General features: G+C 57.0%; 14 protein-coding genes. 6 read left to right on the forward strand and 8 right to left on the reverse strand.

Translation table 11 applies throughout. The features are described 5' to 3' along the window. Positions 1 to 97 precede the first annotated feature (97 nt). The 3 genes from GW587_RS29005 (at position 98) to GW587_RS29015 (ending at position 4,942) form a co-directional block, all read left to right on the forward strand. Complete coding sequence (locus tag GW587_RS29005; protein ID WP_166108384.1) at positions 98 to 2,077, forward strand: helicase-related protein; 1,980 nt, start codon at positions 98 to 100, stop codon at positions 2,075 to 2,077. 54 nt (positions 2,078 to 2,131) lie between these two features. Further along, positions 2,132 to 3,664, forward strand: coding sequence for a helicase HerA-like C-terminal domain-containing protein (locus GW587_RS29010; protein WP_166108385.1), 1,533 nt, complete (start codon positions 2,132 to 2,134; stop codon positions 3,662 to 3,664). A gap of 156 nt (positions 3,665 to 3,820) precedes the next feature. Next, positions 3,821 to 4,942 carry an acyltransferase family protein gene (locus GW587_RS29015; protein WP_166108386.1) on the forward strand — a complete coding sequence of 374 codons (1,122 nt, stop codon included), beginning with the start codon at positions 3,821 to 3,823 and terminating at the stop codon, positions 4,940 to 4,942. A gap of 34 nt (positions 4,943 to 4,976) precedes the next feature. On the opposite strand, the gene GW587_RS29020 is transcribed toward GW587_RS29015, so the two are convergent. The 3 genes from GW587_RS29020 to GW587_RS29030 form a co-directional block, all read right to left on the reverse strand. Then, positions 4,977 to 5,234, reverse strand: a complete 258-nt coding sequence (locus tag GW587_RS29020; RefSeq protein WP_166108387.1) for a hypothetical protein — start codon at positions 5,232 to 5,234, stop codon at positions 4,977 to 4,979. A gap of 115 nt (positions 5,235 to 5,349) precedes the next feature. Further along, positions 5,350 to 5,574: a hypothetical protein gene (locus tag GW587_RS29025; RefSeq protein WP_207393688.1), complete on the reverse strand. Its 225-nt coding sequence runs from the start codon at positions 5,572 to 5,574 to the stop codon at positions 5,350 to 5,352. Positions 5,575 to 5,866: 292 nt separating this feature from the next. After that, on the reverse strand, positions 5,867 to 6,607 hold the full coding sequence (locus GW587_RS29030; RefSeq protein WP_166108388.1) for an SDR family NAD(P)-dependent oxidoreductase: 741 nt from the start codon (positions 6,605 to 6,607) through the stop codon (positions 5,867 to 5,869). A gap of 136 nt (positions 6,608 to 6,743) precedes the next feature. On the opposite strand from GW587_RS29030, the gene GW587_RS29035 reads away from it, so the two are divergent. Further along, positions 6,744 to 7,394, forward strand: coding sequence for a TetR/AcrR family transcriptional regulator (locus GW587_RS29035; protein WP_166108389.1), 651 nt, complete (start codon positions 6,744 to 6,746; stop codon positions 7,392 to 7,394). Positions 7,395 to 7,400: 6 nt separating this feature from the next. Then, a complete protein-coding gene (locus GW587_RS29040) occupies positions 7,401 to 7,793 on the forward strand; it encodes a GFA family protein (RefSeq protein WP_229259706.1) in 393 nt (130 codons plus the stop codon). Here the strand turns inward: GW587_RS29040 and GW587_RS29045 are convergent. Genes GW587_RS29045 through GW587_RS29055 form a run of 3 tightly spaced genes read right to left on the reverse strand, consistent with a single transcriptional unit; the run spans position 7,790 to position 9,598 of the window. Further along, on the reverse strand, positions 7,790 to 8,281 hold the full coding sequence (locus GW587_RS29045) for a hypothetical protein (protein ID WP_166108390.1): 492 nt from the start codon (positions 8,279 to 8,281) through the stop codon (positions 7,790 to 7,792). The genes GW587_RS29040 and GW587_RS29045 overlap by 4 nt on opposite strands. Positions 8,282 to 8,316: 35 nt before the next feature. After that, positions 8,317 to 8,880, reverse strand: coding sequence for a hypothetical protein (locus GW587_RS29050; RefSeq protein ID WP_166108391.1), 564 nt, complete (start codon positions 8,878 to 8,880; stop codon positions 8,317 to 8,319). Positions 8,881 to 8,887: 7 nt separating this feature from the next. Continuing rightward, complete coding sequence (locus GW587_RS29055) at positions 8,888 to 9,598, reverse strand: hypothetical protein (protein ID WP_166108392.1); 711 nt, start codon at positions 9,596 to 9,598, stop codon at positions 8,888 to 8,890. Positions 9,599 to 10,050: 452 nt separating this feature from the next. Here GW587_RS29055 and GW587_RS29060 point away from each other — a divergent pair, with 452 nt between their 5' ends. Then, positions 10,051 to 12,717, forward strand: coding sequence for a TonB-dependent receptor (locus GW587_RS29060; RefSeq protein ID WP_229259707.1), 2,667 nt, complete (start codon positions 10,051 to 10,053; stop codon positions 12,715 to 12,717). Positions 12,718 to 13,047: 330 nt separating this feature from the next. Here the strand turns inward: GW587_RS29060 and GW587_RS29065 are convergent, their stop codons facing one another. Together GW587_RS29065 and GW587_RS31100 are read right to left on the reverse strand one after the other, a co-directional pair. Then, positions 13,048 to 15,216 carry an AAA family ATPase gene (locus GW587_RS29065; RefSeq protein WP_166108394.1) on the reverse strand — a complete coding sequence of 723 codons (2,169 nt, stop codon included), beginning with the start codon at positions 15,214 to 15,216 and terminating at the stop codon, positions 13,048 to 13,050. Between the two features lie 366 nt (positions 15,217 to 15,582). Continuing rightward, positions 15,583 to 16,170: hypothetical protein (locus GW587_RS31100; RefSeq protein WP_207393689.1), on the reverse strand; the 588-nt coding region annotated here is incomplete at its 5' end.

Genomic DNA, 16,170 nt, shown 5'->3' on the forward strand with positions numbered 1-16,170 from the left:
ACTGCGGCGGTGTAAACCGTCGTATGGTGCCAGAAATCGCGGAAAGACAAAAGGCGGCGCGTTATAATCCGCACCGAGTCCACCCATCCGATACGACATGACAAATTCTCCCGCGCCCCATAATCCAGCCACGGACGGCGATCCGGGAGACGATGACGATCTGATGCGTGAACTGGGCCTGACCGCCCGGGGCATCGCACTGGCGAAAGCCGAGGGACGCGTGTTCCTGCGAGTGACCGGCGTGATCGAATATGCCGGGCGTCGCGTGCCGTACGATCTGGTGCCGGCACAGGGCGTGCTGGCCAAACCGTCGAAGTGGCGCAAGATGGACCGCGACACACGCGGCCAGCTGCTGCGCGAGCGCGCCGCCGAGGATGTCACTGCCGAGCTGCACGGTTTCGTCGGCGCGTTTGTGCAGGAAATGGCCGACGCCTGCGACGATTGCGACCTGGACGCCACGCCTTTCCTTCAGGGCTTGGCGGACATGCAGATTTCCGAGCCGGCCGGCATGGTGTTCGACCGCATCCGCCAGCGGCTGGAGCACGCGGTCGAGCGCGAAATGGAGGAGCAGCACGCCGAACGCACCCGGCAAAGCATCAACCTGGCCGAATATCCGGCCTCGTTCGACGTCGCGCGGCGCATGAAACGCAAGTTCATCGCGCTGCTGGGGCCGACCAATTCCGGCAAGACCCACCAGGCCATCGAAGCGCTGGCCAAGGCGCCGAGCGGCGTCTATCTGGCGCCGCTGCGGCTGCTGGCGCTGGAAAACTACGAGCGCCTGCAAGGCATGGAGCAGCGCGGCAAGCCGCTGGCGGTCAGCCTGGTGACCGGCGAGGAGCGCCGCGTGGTGCCGGGAGCGACCCACGTCGCCAGCACGGTGGAGATGCTCGATACCCGCACGCCGGTCGAGGTGGCGGTGATCGACGAGATCCAGATGCTGGCCGACCGCGATCGCGGCTCGGCCTGGACCGCCGCCGTCTGCGGCGCGCCGGCGCAGGTGGTGTATCTGGTCGGCGCCCCGGAGGCGCGGCGCGCGATCGAGGTGCTGGCCGCGCGGTTGGAGTGCGAGCTGGAAGTACACGTGCTCAAGCGCAAGGGGCCGTTGTCGATGGAGCCCACCGCCGTGCGCAAGATGAGCAATCTGCGGCGCGGCGACGCGGTGATCTGTTTCTCGCGCCGCGAGGTGCTGATGTGGCGCGACATGGTCACGGAAATGGGCTTGTCGGTGGCCACCGTGTACGGCAACCTGTCGCCGGAGGTGCGGCGGGCGCAAGCCCAGCGCTTCCGCGACGGCGCGGCCGATGTGGTGGTCGGCACCGACGCGATCGCCATGGGCCTGAATATGCCAATTGCGCGCATCGTGATGACAACCTCGGTCAAATACAACGGTTATGAAGAGGAAGAGATCCCGGCCGCGCTGGCGCGGCAGATCGCCGGCCGCGCCGGGCGTTTCGGCGTGCATGAGGAAGGCCTGGTGGCCGGCTACGACAACGAGACCCACAACGTGATGCGCTCGCTGTTGCACGAAAAACCGGTGCCGCTAAAGACCACCGGTTTCGCCGTGGCGCCGACGCTGGAGCATTTGTACCGGATTTCGTCGGTGACCAACGAACATGGCCTGGCCAAGTTGTTGAAGCGCTTCGTGCACAACATCGACGTGCCGGACGGTTTCTTCTTCCCCCGCATCACCGAGGACCAGTTCGAGCGCGCCGCCTGGCTCGACACGCTGGAGCTGACGGTGGCGGAAAAATTCGCGCTGTCGCTGGTGCCGATCTCGTCCAAGGTGCCGTCGTTGCAGAACGCTTGGGAAAAGTGGGCCAAGGCGCTGGCGCACAAGACGGTCACGCATCTGAGTCCGCATCAGAACCCGCTCAGCTATATGAACCTGCAGGAGGTCGAGGATTCGTGCCGCTTGTACTCGGCCTACGCGTGGCTGTCCTACCGTCAGCCGGAATTCTTCCCGGATATCGCCAAGGCGCAGGAATTGTCCCGGGCGGCGTCGGAGCGGGTCGATGCCATCCTGCAGGATCAGAACGCGGCGGCGCGCAAGAAGCAGCCGAAGAAATTCCGCCGCTAGTTTTCAAAAGCCTGGGGTATCATGGTTTTATAACCATTTTCCAGGAGAGTGACGATGCCGGCAGCGTTGACGATTGCGAAGAACGACCAGCTCTCGCTGGACATGCTGTCCAACCTGGTGAACCGGCATGGCTGCATCACCGGCGCCACCGGCACCGGCAAGACCGTCACGCTGCAAAAGATCGCGCAATCGCTGTCCGAGATCGGCGTGCCGGTGTTCATGGCCGACGTCAAGGGCGACCTGTCGGGCATCGCCAAGGCCGGTGCGCTCAGCGACAAGATGGCCAAGCGGCTGGAGTCGCTCAAGCTGGAGGCGCCGGAGTGGCGCGCCTGCCCGGTGACTTTCTGGGATATCTACGGCCAGCAGGGCCATCCGGTGCGGGCCACGGTGTCCGATTTGGGCCCGCTGCTGCTGGCGCGCATGCTCAATTTGAACGATACGCAGGAAGGCGTGCTGCAACTGGTGTTCCGCATCGCCGACGACAACGGCTTGCTGCTGCTCGACACCAAGGACTTGCGCGCCATGCTGCAACACGTCGGCGACAACGCCGCCGACTACAAGACCAGCTACGGCAACATCAGCGCCGCCAGCATCGGCGCCATCCAGCGCGGCCTGATCGCGGTGGAGGAGCAGGGCGGCGACCAGTTCTTCGGCGAACCTATGCTCAACATCGACGATCTGCTGCAAACCGACGCACACGGCAAGGGCGTGGTCAACATCCTCGCCGCCGACAAGCTGATGAATGCGCCGCGCCTGTATGCGGTGTTCCTGCTGTGGATGCTGTCGGAACTGTTTGAAAACCTGCCCGAAGTGGGCGACCTGGAGAAGCCCAAGCTGGTGTTCTTCTTCGATGAGGCGCATTTGCTGTTCGCCGAGGCGCCCAAGGCCTTGCTGCAAAAAATCGAGCAGGTGGTGCGCTTGATTCGTTCCAAGGGCGTCGGCGTATTCTTCATCACGCAGAATCCGTTGGATATTCCGGATACGGTATTGGGCCAGCTGGGCAACCGGGTGCAACATGCGCTGCGCGCCTACACACCGCGCGACCAGAAGGCGGTCAAGGCCGCCGCCGAAACCTTCCGCGCCAATCCGTCGCTCGACGTGGCGCAGGTGATCGGCGAGCTGGGTGTGGGCGAAGCGCTGGTCTCCTTCCTTGACGAGAAGGGCACGCCGCAGATCGTGCAGCGCGCCTACATCCTGCCGCCGGGCAGCCAGCTCGGCCCGATCGACGCCAACGAACGCAAGGCGGCCATTGCCGGATCGATCGTCGCCGGCGTGTACGAGAAGGCGATCGACCGCGAATCGGCGTATGAAAAATTAAGCGGCCGTGTCGCCGCCGGCGCTCAGCCGCCGCAGGCAAGTCCCCCGGCCGGCCGCAGCGCGCCAACGCCACAGCAAGCGCCGCAGCCTGCGCCCGCCGAGGAGGGCGGCTCCATCTTCGGCGACGTGCTGGGCGGCCTGTTCGGCAAAACCGGCAAGCGCGACACGGCGGTGCAGGCGATGGTCAAGTCCGCCGCCCGCAGCATCGGCTCGCAGGTTGGCCGCGAAATTATTCGTGGCGTGCTCGGTTCGATCTTGAAGAAGCGCTGATCGGCTGAAATCCCTTCATTTACAAAATTTACGATTGATTATTAGTGGCATTCATGTAAGTGTGCGCCGTCAACTGCCAAGCTCAGCTATCATAGCGCCCGGTCGGCAAATTCATGAGTAATTTGCCCGCCTTGGTTTGCAAGGTAAGGGATATGTATGAGCGCAGCAGCACGAGTAGCACCCGCCGTGGAGGCGGCAAAGACGCAGTTCGGCCTGATTAATTTGCTAAAAGCCGGCGCAGCGCAGTTAATCATTTTGCACCATTTGGCGTTTTACGGGCCGATGGCCGATCATGTGCGCCCGCTGCTGCCGGCGCTGATCGACTGGCTGGGCGGCAGTGCGCGCATCGCCGTTCAGGTATTTCTCGTCATCAGCGGCTTTTTGGCCGCCAAATCGCTGGCGCCATCGGGTCATGCCGGGCTCTCCGATCCGCTGGGCGCGATCGCCCACCGCTACGTCAAGCTGGCGCCGCCTTTCATCGTCGCCACGCTAGTGGCGGCCGCCGCGTCCGCGCTGGCCGCCACCTGGATGACGCACGACTCCATCTCTCCGCCACCGACCTGGGACCAGCTGAGCGCGCACGCGCTGCTGCTGCACGGCGTGCTGGGATACGCATCGCTGTCTGCCGGCGCGTGGTATGTCGCCATCGATTTCCAGTTGTACGCGGTGATGGTCGTCGCGCTTTGGCTGGTTGGGCGCATGACGGGCAACCGCCGCATGCCGGCGCTGATGCCCTTGGTGGTCGCCTTGGGCGTCGCCGTGTCGCTGTTGCACTTTAATCTGGATGCCGAGTGGGACAACTGGGCGCCGTATTTCTTTGGCAGCTACGGCCTCGGTCTGATGGCGTGGTGGGCGAGCGATACGCGCCGCAACTCCGGCGCGGTGGCCTGGCTGGCGGCGATGGTGTTGCTGCCGGCGCTGGGCGGGCTGCTGCTGGAGTTCCGCAGCCGCATCGCGCTGGCGCTGATCGTCGCGTGTGTGCTGTTCCTGTGGGGCAGGATCAAGACCTCGAACGGCCATGCATGGCCGCTGATCAACAAGCTGGGTGGGATCTCGTACTCGGTGTTCCTGATTCACTTCCCGGTCTGCCTGGTGGTGAATGCCGCGTTCACCCGCTTTGTGCCCGCAGATCCTGAGTTTCAGGCATTCGGCATGTTGACCGCGTGGGGCGCCAGCCTGGCCGCCGGCGCCGTGTTCCACCGCTGGGTCGAAGTTCCACTCGGCCGCGCCGTGCACTTCGCCGCCGCGAAAATCGTCGCCCGTCCTTTGACTGCTTAGGCACGCGCGCGCGATTCACTCCTCCGCCCGCCAGTCAGGGCGTTTTTTTCTTTTGAACTTGACGCTGCTGCTGTTTGCGTTGCGTTTGGTTCTTGTTTTGCTTGGTCTGGTAGATCGTGGCGGCGTCCAGCTTGGCTTGGGCGACCGTGCGCAGCTCTTCTTTGTCGTCGTGGGCGACAAAGAAATCATCGGCTTGCGCGTCCACCACCAGCTTGATCGCGGCTTCGTCGTCAAGGTCGTACAGTTCGGTGAGGAGCGTTGTCACCTCATCAAGGAATTCTTCGTAAGTCATGGCGGTGCTTTCTATTTTGTAAAACAGCAAAGCCAACTCGAAGGTTGGCTTTGCTGAGGAATCTGGCCTTGCTTATATCGTACGCGGCGATTCTACCACGCCGACAGGTCGCTCCTCAGTTCTTTCCTGTCGCCTGAGTCTGGTACTCGCTGAAAGGGCGGCACGGCAGTGAAAAGTCGACGTGATAGTGTTCATCGTGCTTGACCCAGGGCGTCGCCTTCACGATATGCAGGTCGCCCAGCGATCCAGTCGCATCGAATTCCAGTCCGTAGCCAAAGTGGTTCAGCGAATTCGTCGGCAACAGCGTCGGCCTGCGCTCGCCGTCGAGTACCGGCACCATGAAATCGACCGAGCCCCCCGACTGGTGCGGCGGGAAGCTGCACGCCGTCCCGCAGGCGTCCGTGAGCCACGGTGCCGTAGCACACGCTGGCGCTGGCAGATGCCTCCACCACTGCAAACAAAAATATCACGCGCAAGCGTTTCCCCCAGCCAGCGCCGAGCGTTTTACAGCGAGAGGAAAGCGCGACGATTTGCATAGGCTGGACCACCGGTCGGGCGTTCATTTTAACAATCCGACGGCCAGCAAAAAAAGCCCACGAACGGAAATTCGCGGGCTTTCTTGTGCCATCTCATCAGGTGTTCAGGCCACCGTCGATGGTGAGGATGGTGCCGGTGATCTGCCTGGCCGCCGGACTCGCGAGGAATCCGACCGCTGCGGCGATGTCTTGGGGCTCCGAGTATCGTCCCAGCGGCATCAGCGATACCTGGAACGCGGCGAATTCGCCAGTGGCCGGATTCATATCGGTATTGGTCGAGCCGGGTTGAACCAGATTCACGGTGATGTCGCGCGCGCCCAGTTCGCGCGCCAGGCCTCGGGTGAATGAGTGCAGCGCGGACTTGGTCATGAAATACACCGTCGCCCCCTCGCCGACGATGCGCTCGGCGCCGACGGAGCCGATGTTGATGATCCGCCCGCCTTGCTTCAGGTAGGGGATGGCCGCCTGAGCGGTCAACACCGGCCCGCGCACATTCACATTCATCAGCGCATCGATCTGCTCCACGCCGATTTCGGCGACCGGCGCGTAGAGAGCGATGCCGGCGTTGTTCACCAGGATATCGAGACCGCCGAGCGCCTCTGCCGCCGAATCCACCGAGCGCTTGATCGCGGCCGGATCTGCGCTATCGGCCTGGAGGGCGAATGCCTTGCGCCCCTTGGCTTCGATGGCGCGCACGACTTCCGCCGCACGGTCGGCTGAGCGTTCATAGGTGATGACCACATCGGCGCCTTTTTCCGCCAAATCCAAAGCGATCGCAGCCCCGATGCCACGCGACGCGCCAGTGACCAGCGCACGTTTTCCTTCTAATTCCTTCATGACTTTTCCTTTTGTAATGATCGGCACAAAAATAATAAGGCCGTCAAGAAGGCATGTCAATGATTTTTGTGTTGATCGACACAGAATGCGTGGGCAGCGGTTGTGCCAGGGTGCTCGTGCACGTATACTGGGTCCAATGCAGACCGACGACCCCATCAAAACCAACAACACGCCGCGCACGCCGCGAGGACGTCCACGCGCCTTCGATCGCGAAGCCGCGTTGACGCGGGCCATGCGCGTGTTCTGGCAAAAAGGCTACGCAGCCACCTCGATGAGCGATCTGACCGAGGTGATGGGCATCGCATCTCCGAGCCTGTATGCGGCCTTCGGTTCGAAGGAAGCGTTGTACGCCGAAGCGTTGCAGCACTATCAGGAAATTTTCCAGTCGGAAGGTTGGACGAATTTCTGCGCCGCCCCAACAGCGCGTGATGCGGTACAAGACTGGTTGATGGGCTCGGCCGCGTTCCTGACGGGATCGGTGGTGGACGTTCCGCTGGGCTGCATGGTGACGCTTTCCGCCGTCGGCAGCGAAGGGTATCAAGAGCTCGGAGAATTGGCGCGAGCGGCGCGTGTGGCGCCGTTCCATCGCCTGATGGAGCGTCTGGAGCGGGCGGTCGCCGACGGCGAGATCCCGTCCACGGCCGACATCCCCGCATTGGGCCGATTCGTGCAGGCCGTTCAGAACGGTATGTCGATCCTGGCGCGAGACGGCGTCAGTCGCGCTGAGCTGGAATCGGTGGCGCAGGTCGCCATGCTGGGCTGGGACGCCCGGACCGGAAAACAGTAGGAGGACATGATGATCAAAGGTACTTGCCTTTGCGAGGCGGTGCACTGGGAGTTTGACGGCGAGCCGGAAGGGGCCACCGTATGCAACTGCACCGCATGCCGCCGCTATGGCGTGCTGTGGGCCTACGATTATGAAAATGAAGGAATCCGCGTGACGGGGGAGACCAAGGGCTTCATCCGTGGGCGCGCCTTGGCGTTTCATTTCTGCTCGTCCTGCGGCTGCATGGTTTTCTGGCGGGCGAAAGAGCTCGAGGACGGAGGGCGGCGCCGTATCGCCGTCAATTTGCGCCTGGCGGAGCCGGACGCCGTCGGCCACATTCCCATCGACCACTTCGACGGCTTCGATAGCTTCGACGATCTGCCTCGTGACGGAAGGTGTGTGTCGGATTACTGGTCCTAGGATGTACAGACTCCTTCAGGTATTGGCTTGCCTTCAATCCTGAAGCGCCTGAAGAGTTTGAATTTCCGGCTCACTCCGCTGGGGTCGGAAAGTAAGGGCGGGGCGAATTCCTTCTCTGCGAGCAACGTCATGCGCCAGACGGTGCCGCCAAAAAAGCGAAATGTCAGCGCGTTCGGCGGCTGCAGTCTCAGCTCAGCGAACGTTCCGGTCGAATATATCGCTCCAAGCTCGGCCGAATCGACCAAAGTCATGCTAGCGTCGAACATATAAATCCGCAGCATGTCTTCGAAGGGGATGTCGTCCGTGAGGAAGGCGAGTCGACAGCCTTGCCATTCCAAAGCCGCTTCCAGCACGGCTCCGGTCGCTATCAGTCCGGTGGGCTTGCCGTCCAGCAGCAGTTCGCAAGACGCCAACTGGGTATCAGTATAGGGAGCCGCCGGCCGCGCTGCGAATTCGGTGGTGGAAAGTAATCTCACGATCTGGTTCACCTTGTGGAGACAGCACCGATGGCCGTCAAAGCGTCCTATTCCGTATGATTTTCTTTGTTATTACCGAGGTGTACATGGGTTTGATTCGGCGGTGCCATCGGGGCATTCGTCAATTCCTGCCTGGAGCTTTTCGGTGACTCCGGTTTGGGGTTGCCGGAAATCTGAAACCGCCGATGAAATCGAAACGGCCTGCTTACGCCGCGAGGATCTTTGATTAGGGGGATAGCGAAGACCTCTTCGCTGAACAGCTCCAAGATCCAGTCAGTGTCGCCGAAAAAAAGAAAGCGCACGGTGCTGGGCGGACAAAGCTCCAGTAGTGAAAAGACGCCGGTGGCGTACATCCATCCAAGCTGAGCGGAATCCACGATGTGCAAGTCGGCGTCGAACAGATAAATGCGCAGCGTCTCTTCGTGCATGATGTCGTCGGTGACAAAGACGAGCAGCAGGTCACGCCATCGTATAGCGGCTTCCAGCACTGCGCCGTCGATGACCTGCCCGCTTGGATGCCGGTTCAATATCAATTCACATTGCGGCATGCCTTCGCTGAACGGCGAGCCGATCAGGCGAAGTGAAATTTCAGAAGTTTGAACGAGCTTCACGATATTCCTACCACAGAGAATGGACGCCAAAGGCAGCCAGGGCACCGCCTACAAACGCGCCTATTGTGACGCAAACTGGAGCACCAGGGCCGCACGCGAGACCCGCGATAGCGCCCCCTGCAATGCCGCCGCCGATGCCCGCGCTGATTGATGAAAGCTCCTTCCCAGTCGCCGAAACTTTGTCGGTGGAGGTCGCAATATTATAAGCAGAGATCCCTAACGAAATGACGATCAGGCCACGTCCAGCATAGGATAAATGCGCCAAGGTTGTGCTGACTTTAAGATTTGAACTTCCTGCGGATTTCACGATCGACGCGTAGACGACATCTTTTTGCGATGTGGACAGAGTTTTGAAGAGCGCATTCTCGCCGTAATGCCGGATCGAGTGGCGGGCGACCAGTTCGTTTAGCGAGTAGCCTTTGATTTTGAGATATTGGGCCATCGCTCGGCCGACAGGCGTGCTTCGCCGGCGGAAAATCTCCATGACCAAATTTCTTGTCTCCTGCGCTTGGTTGGCGGCCTGAGCCCAAGTTATTTTTCCTGCCAATGCTTCACTCTCCAATTTCTTTGCCATAGCTTTGATCTCTCGTGAGTAGGCAAGTCGCGTAGTGGAATCGATGGTGACATGGACGCCGACGTTCGCCACTTGGCTCTCCAACGATTTCATCGCTTTGTCGAAGTCGGCTCTGTCGCTAGTGTTTTTATTGGGAAAAGTCATCGCGGTCACCTTTGATTGCAGAAAGAATGTTCAGCATAGGAGACCAAAAATAGTGCGAATTGCGCTCACACAAACGTAGCGTCAGTCGGCGTCCTCGCCGAACGGCCAACTTTTTCGTCTCTCAGAGACTACCTTTTCAGCTAAGAAACTCGATGGCGATCCGGCGACGCTCTGCTTCTGCCGCTCATCCAGCGCTGCGGAGTTATATGTTTTTAGCATGTCATTTTGTAAAAAAATGATAAGTTTGCATCCTTTCTCCTGTCATAAGATCGCTCATGCAGTCGCGGTAACCCTCACGCGCCTGCATCCGCCGTCAAATAAAAATTCAAAAACTGGAGACTATAGAGATGCGCAACACGTATATCCGTAAGACCGTCCTCGCGGCTATTATTGCCGATTTGTTAATTTCGACATCGGCCCACGCCCAGAGCCAAGATCCCTCCGCCGACGCCATGGTCGGTCCGACCGTGGTGGTGAGTGGTATCCGCTCATCGCTCAGTTCGTCGCTGAACACCAAGCGCATGCAGGACGGCGTAGTGGACGCGGTCTCGGCCGAAGATGCCGGAAAGTTCCCCGATACCAATATCGCCGAATCGTTGCAGCGCGTGACCGGTGTGCAGATCCAGCGCAATGGCGGCGAAGGGCGCTACATCTCGGTACGCGGTCTGGGACCGGAGTTCAATAACGTACTGGTCAACGGGCGCACCATGACCAGCGATACCGGTGGCCGCGAGTTCTCTTTCGACCTGCTGTCCTCGGACCTGATTTCCAAGGCACTGGTCTACAAGACGTCGCAGCCGTTCCTGCCTGAGGGCGGCATCGGTTCGACGGTGGACATCCAGACCGCGCGTCCGCTGTCGGGCAAGGTGGGGCATGCCTTTGTGCTCAACGGCTCCGGTTCCTATGATTCCAACTCGGAAAAGAAAACACCCAACGTCAGTGGCTTGTACTCGTTTGCGAACGCCGAGCGCAACTTTGGCGTGAACGCCTCGCTGTCCTATACCGACCGCGCCTCCACGCAGAACAAGGCGATTACCGATGCGTGGAATTACCGCGACGTCTCCTTCATCAACGGCGACCTGAATTCCAAGGGCCTGACCATGGCTGACGTCACCACCCGAAAGGCTTTTATCCCGCAGAGCTACGGCTTCCAGCAGGAGAACGAAACGCGCAAGCGCCTGGTCGGTAACCTGACGGTGCAATACAACCCGTCTTCGACCTGGAAGCTGACCGCCGACGCGCTGTACTCGCACCTGGACCAGCGTAACAACGTGATCGCTTTCAGCGACTGGATCAACCCGCAGGTGCTGGGCGCGACGCTGGGCAGCAACAACCAAATCGCCAGCCTGCTGCGTCCGGGCGCCGCTTTCTATGCAAACAATCCAGCGCTGGCCGGCGCCGGCAACCTGCTGGGCGAGGCCAATTCCAACGACATGATCGTCAAGGGCGGCGACCGGTTATCGGTGACCCGCGCGTTCGGCCTCAACTCTAAATGGGCGCTGGCGCCGGAGTGGAAGCTGGAAGGCGATCTGAACACCTCGCGCACCAACTCCGGCTCGCCGGATTTGTGGGTGGTGGCCGGCATGGTGCCGACCAATGGCGACGTGCTCAGCTTCGGTAGCACGCCATCGATCGTGTTCGGCGACGGTCTCGATGATCCGACCAAGGTGCGTGCGCACGCGGTGTCGAACGGCATTGTGAGCAACACCGACAAACTGTACGAAGGCCGCCTGGGCCTGAGCTGGAGTCACGACATCGGCTATTTCAAAGGTCTCGACACCGGCCTCAGTCGCTCGCAGCGCGAAGTCGGCCGCACCGAGTGGAACAGCGATTCGTGGAATACCTATAGCGGCTACCATCTGGCGTTGCCATCGTCGCTGTTCACGGTAACGCCGATGGAGAACTTCCTCGGTGGCGGCGCGCAAGTTCCCAGCGCCTATCTGAGCTTCGATCCGTATGCCTACATGAACTACCTGAACCAGCGCTCGGTGCTGACGCAGTCGAACGATCCGGCGCTGTATCTCAACACCTCGATCTATCCGAACGGACCGATGGCGATCGACTACACCAAGCCGTCGAGCTGGGCGGTGAAGGAGAAGGTCAGCAGCTTCTACGTCGACAGCAAATGGGAAGGCGATCGCTGGTCGGTCAACGCCGGCGTGCGGGTGGTGCATGTGCAATCGAGTTCGTCGGGTACCAGCCGCGTGCTGCTGTCCGCCACCAAGAGCCCGAACGACACCACCTACATCCTTAACTACGGCCCGATGACCACGCTGATGGTCGACAATAGCTACAACAGCGTGCTGCCATCGGCCAACCTGAAGATCGACCTGACGCGCGACATGCTGCTGCGCCTGGCCGCTTCGAAGACCGAAACCCGGCCGACCCTGAACCAGTTGGGCGTAAGCAATTCCTACGGCGGCCGCTATGGCGATGTACAGGCCGGCGGCGGCAATCCGTACCTGAAGCCGATGAAGTCGAACAATCTGGATTTGTCGTGGGAATGGTATCTGTCCAAAACCAACTACGTCAGTGCGGCCGTGTTCCAGAAAAACGTGCGTGACTTCCTGGAGACGCGCCTGGTAGACACCACCTTGCCGCAATATCCGGGCGAGGTCGTGCACGACACTCGCGTGCGCAACGGGCAGAAGGGCAAGATCAAGGGCGTAGAGATCGCCGGCCAGTACGCGTTCGAAACCGAGGTGGAATGGCTGCGCGGCTTCGGCGCCACCGCCAACTACACCTATGTGGATGCGACCGCCAGCCGCGAGGTGGACAGCGGCACGCCGAATTGTGGTTATCCGGGCCTGTCGCCGCAGTCGTACAACGCGTCGCTGTTCTATGAGAAAAGCAGTTTCCAGGCGCGCGTGAGCTACAACTGGCGGAATCACTTCTCGGTCGATTGCGGCGGCGGCAGCACCCAGCCGCGTAACCGGGCGGCATACGGCCAGAGCGATGCCAGCCTGCGCTACAACCTGACGCCGGCGGTGTCGCTGTATGCCGACTTCATCAACCTGAACAACGCCCGTACGCATGAGTATGCGCTGAACGAAAGCCAGTTCCTGATGCTGGAAGACGTCGGCCGCCGCGTCAATGTCGGGGTGCGGGCGTCGTTCTAAACAGGGAGCGAGCAGAAACAAAAAAGCCCACGAACGTTAATTCGTGGGCTTTCTTGATGAATCTTGGTAGGCCGTGCGGGATTCGAACCTGCGACCAACGGATTAAAAGTCCGCCTGGCCCTTCGCTGGGAGGCCTCCTTGCCCCCACATTAGCCTTGAATCGTAACGCATCTAAGTGATTTTCAGAAAATTTTATGAAGACGAGAAAGGACCAGAACTGGACCAGAAGGTGGGAGCTGGACCGGAGCTCCCCCGGAAACCTGTTGGTGCACATTGTAGCCTAGGGGATAGAGGGTGATGGAATGAAACTACAAGTCCGTCACCTCCTTTTTAAGCCTGAAGAGCTTTTATTTCCGTATATAGTAGGATCAGATGGTCAATTGTCAAATCGAGAATTGGCTCGTACATAAAGGAGTTAAGATGAATGTTGGAGCTAACTGTAATGCTCACCTTTTCCAATTTTTTAATTTCATCAGCATTTGGAGAAAGTCGTGTAAGCTCTTTCATCAAGTTTCCAAATTGATTTTTGGAAGTGCACCAATAAGTATAATCATTGATTAAATTTCTGATTCTATTAACAAGAAATTCCTCTGCTTTCATGCGAATTGCCATGGAAAGTAAAACTTTATCTTCAAGATTTAGACCTGCATGAACGCTTTGCGTGGAAATCGTTTCGGCTTCCTCGAATAATATTTCTTTTATTGATTTTCCATTGCCTGTGTGCGCGGTAGTAAACAGGGCGTTGTATATTGAAAGATAATCATTAGCGGTAATACTATCTGTGTCCGATTTCCAATGAAGAAGAGATGTTAGTTTGATATAATCAGGGTCGTTATCGCCTTTGGTGTATTCTAATATATTTCGGGTGAATGGAATTGTTGCACATAAAGCTCTAGGGTTCGTAGCAACCTTTTGTTTTAATACACCAGTAAAATAATTTTTAATGCCTTCTGCTTTTGATAATATTATCCCATGAGGATGCCGGTTAGCCATCAGGCATCTTTCTCGATGGACAAAGCTACCGGCTAGGGTGCGGAAAAAATCAAAATTGTGGGTGAGTATTATTTGATAGAGATTTTGCTGTTCATTAAGATCTTCTAGATATTGAACGATTGCGTGTTTGTTCTTGTAATCAAATGAATCTGCGACGTCATCAATTATGAATAAAGTTTTTCTTTGTGCTAAGACTCTTGCTTCAACTTCGAAGATGAAGTTGAGTAAATACATAGCTCTTTTTTCGCCTTGACTCAATGTTTTCACTTCCGAGCGTGACCAGTTAACAGTATCTAAACCATCCTTGAATATGAATCTCAGCTTCGCCCGTTCCTTTCCGAGAGCTGCTTGCGTCTGGTTTTCGATCGATAACGAGAATGGCATGTCAACAAATCGATTGTTGAACAATGAAACAGCGGCTGTCCATCTGGGCGTTGCTTGTGCAGCTTCCGATTCAATGCTCTCTATTTCGTCTTTGGTGTCTTTGAATAGAGTGATGTAAGTGATAGCATCGGTATTATTTTGCAGGTATGCAGACCATAAATCTAAACGGAAGCTACTTTGATTTTCTGGGAGAAGTTTCTCAAGTAAACCATCAACTTTGGTAGAGTCCAGGTTTTCAAACAAATCGGATAACGCTTGCGTTTGCGCATTTTTGGCTAAGTTTGCCCTCAACTTTTTGAGGCTTTCGTCTTCATCAATCCGGGCGTGGATCTTCTTTAGTCTTGTTGCTAATTCATCTTTGTCGATTGAAACAGCGTCCCCACGCATTTGCAATCTATGGCCAGCGTTGAAAAATCCTTGCTTGTCCAATGTGTTAAAGGAGTTGTCGGCTCTAGCTGGATTGAATATTCCCTTTTGATATATAGTACCTTCTTGCGTGAAAAGCTCTTGGTATCGTGAATTGAATTCTTTTGCTCCTGATAAAAATTCATCGCTCTTAAGAAAGTCTGCAGTTTTTGGATCAAATATTATACTATATGGTAAATCTGCATAATCAATGGTAACAGGGCGTTCAAGTAGCGTAGAAATACAAAGGGCAAAATCGCCCTTACCCACGTCGTCAATTACCGATTTTTCAACATCTTTCTTGGGTACGCCCGATATTTTTTGAAGGGTGTTGATTAGTTTTATCTTCTGTTTATCAAGATCAACTAGGATCGCGTCATAACGTGACTTGTGTTCTGGATTGACTAAGATATCGGTGATGGCGGAGGTTTCTTCTTGTAAATCTATTTCAGATTTCAAAACATAGATTTCTTCGGCAGCAATGGTAGTATCATTAATCTTTATATCTGCGCTGGCAGAGCGGTTGAAACGCTCTTCTTCAGGTAGTTTGCCTTGCGATAAACGTTCGAAGGTTTTTGTGAAAGAGGTTTTCATTAACCCGTTTGGAGCATATATCGCAAAAGCTTTATTTTTAGGTGCGCCGCTCACAAAATCAAACTCATGTTCAAGTGCTTGAATTCCGTAACAATTCTTGAGCGCAATTTTTATATTTTTCATTCGACATACCCTCTCGTAGGCGAGTTATTAAAACGCGTGGATGAATAGAACGCTAACAATTATGTCTTAGTTTTTGATCGGAATTCTATCCAAAGTCCTCAGGTGTTTCTCTACGTCTATTTGTAAAAATTCCACAAATTTATGACTTGACGCTTGGCACGTTGATTGACATCGCGGCGGGCGTCGGAGGTGGGGGGCGACCGAAGCAAGTTTGGCCATGTGTTGCGAGGCTCGCGAAATGTTGTGCATCGTTGGTAGACTGTAACGACCATTGCAAACTTTGACCCAGCTACATGCAAGACATCATGGAGCCTGCATGACGCATCCGTTGACGACAGGGGAGGCGTAAAGCAGTGCCAATCGAGGTCAGATAGATCGAGAGCTCATAAATATTTCCCGTGCCTCCGCGAATTGTGTGGGCGACATGCCTTTGGTCGTTGCGTACCCGTGCAAGTAATTGACCAAAATTTCGGTGGATTCTCGGAAACAGCCGATTGCTTCCAACCAGCTCTCTTCCGGGTAATCTAGATCTTGTTCGGAAGCGAGAAACGAAACCCGACAGTCGCCATCCATCGAATTTATCGAAGAGATGACATGAGAACCCGAGAAGTGGATATATCCCGACAGTTCTTTGTACACAGTAGGTAACCAAGGCCGTTCCGTAGACATGCATTCATAAAGATATTTGTCAGTTAACAGTTGTCCATTGCGGTCCTTCATCTTTCTGATTTCTGTTCCCCCGATGACTTGTATTGCGAACTGATGGGGTTCGCTGACTAGCCAAGCGGCGGAGAAACGTAGCGCAGTATCGATGTGTGTTCGGAGGAGGGTTGAGGTAGCCTGAGACTTACGGACACTTCCATTTGATAAACTTGTCAAAGGGAGTGAAAACATGAAATCAACAACATACACGCCGGAGTTCCGGGCCGAGGCGGTCAAACTGGTGCTGGCGCA

The sequence above is a fragment of the Duganella aceris genome (assembly GCF_011090165.1).
Classification (GTDB): domain Bacteria; phylum Pseudomonadota; class Gammaproteobacteria; order Burkholderiales; family Burkholderiaceae_D; genus Rugamonas; species Rugamonas aceris.

Excerpts from the sequence above, each read along its gene's own strand:
- GW587_RS29040 (WP_229259706.1), top strand. The coding sequence starts at position 7,401 with ATGATGATCAAAGGTACTTGCCTTTGCGAGGCGGTGCACTGGGAGTTT.
- GW587_RS29065 (WP_166108394.1), bottom strand. The coding sequence starts at position 15,216 with ATGAAAAATATAAAAATTGCGCTCAAGAATTGTTACGGAATTCAAGCA.
- GW587_RS29060 (WP_229259707.1), top strand. The coding sequence starts at position 10,051 with ATGGTCGGTCCGACCGTGGTGGTGAGTGGTATCCGCTCATCGCTCAGT.
- GW587_RS29025 (WP_207393688.1), bottom strand. The coding sequence starts at position 5,574 with ATGGTGCCGGTACTCGACGGCGAGCGCAGGCCGACGCTGTTGCCGACG.
- GW587_RS29005 (WP_166108384.1), top strand. The coding sequence starts at position 98 with ATGACAAATTCTCCCGCGCCCCATAATCCAGCCACGGACGGCGATCCG.
- GW587_RS29010 (WP_166108385.1), top strand. The coding sequence starts at position 2,132 with ATGCCGGCAGCGTTGACGATTGCGAAGAACGACCAGCTCTCGCTGGAC.
- GW587_RS29035 (WP_166108389.1), top strand. The coding sequence starts at position 6,744 with ATGCAGACCGACGACCCCATCAAAACCAACAACACGCCGCGCACGCCG.
- GW587_RS29015 (WP_166108386.1), top strand. The coding sequence starts at position 3,821 with ATGAGCGCAGCAGCACGAGTAGCACCCGCCGTGGAGGCGGCAAAGACG.
- GW587_RS29055 (WP_166108392.1), bottom strand. The coding sequence starts at position 9,598 with ATGACTTTTCCCAATAAAAACACTAGCGACAGAGCCGACTTCGACAAA.
- GW587_RS29030 (WP_166108388.1), bottom strand. The coding sequence starts at position 6,607 with ATGAAGGAATTAGAAGGAAAACGTGCGCTGGTCACTGGCGCGTCGCGT.
- GW587_RS29020 (WP_166108387.1), bottom strand. The coding sequence starts at position 5,234 with ATGACTTACGAAGAATTCCTTGATGAGGTGACAACGCTCCTCACCGAA.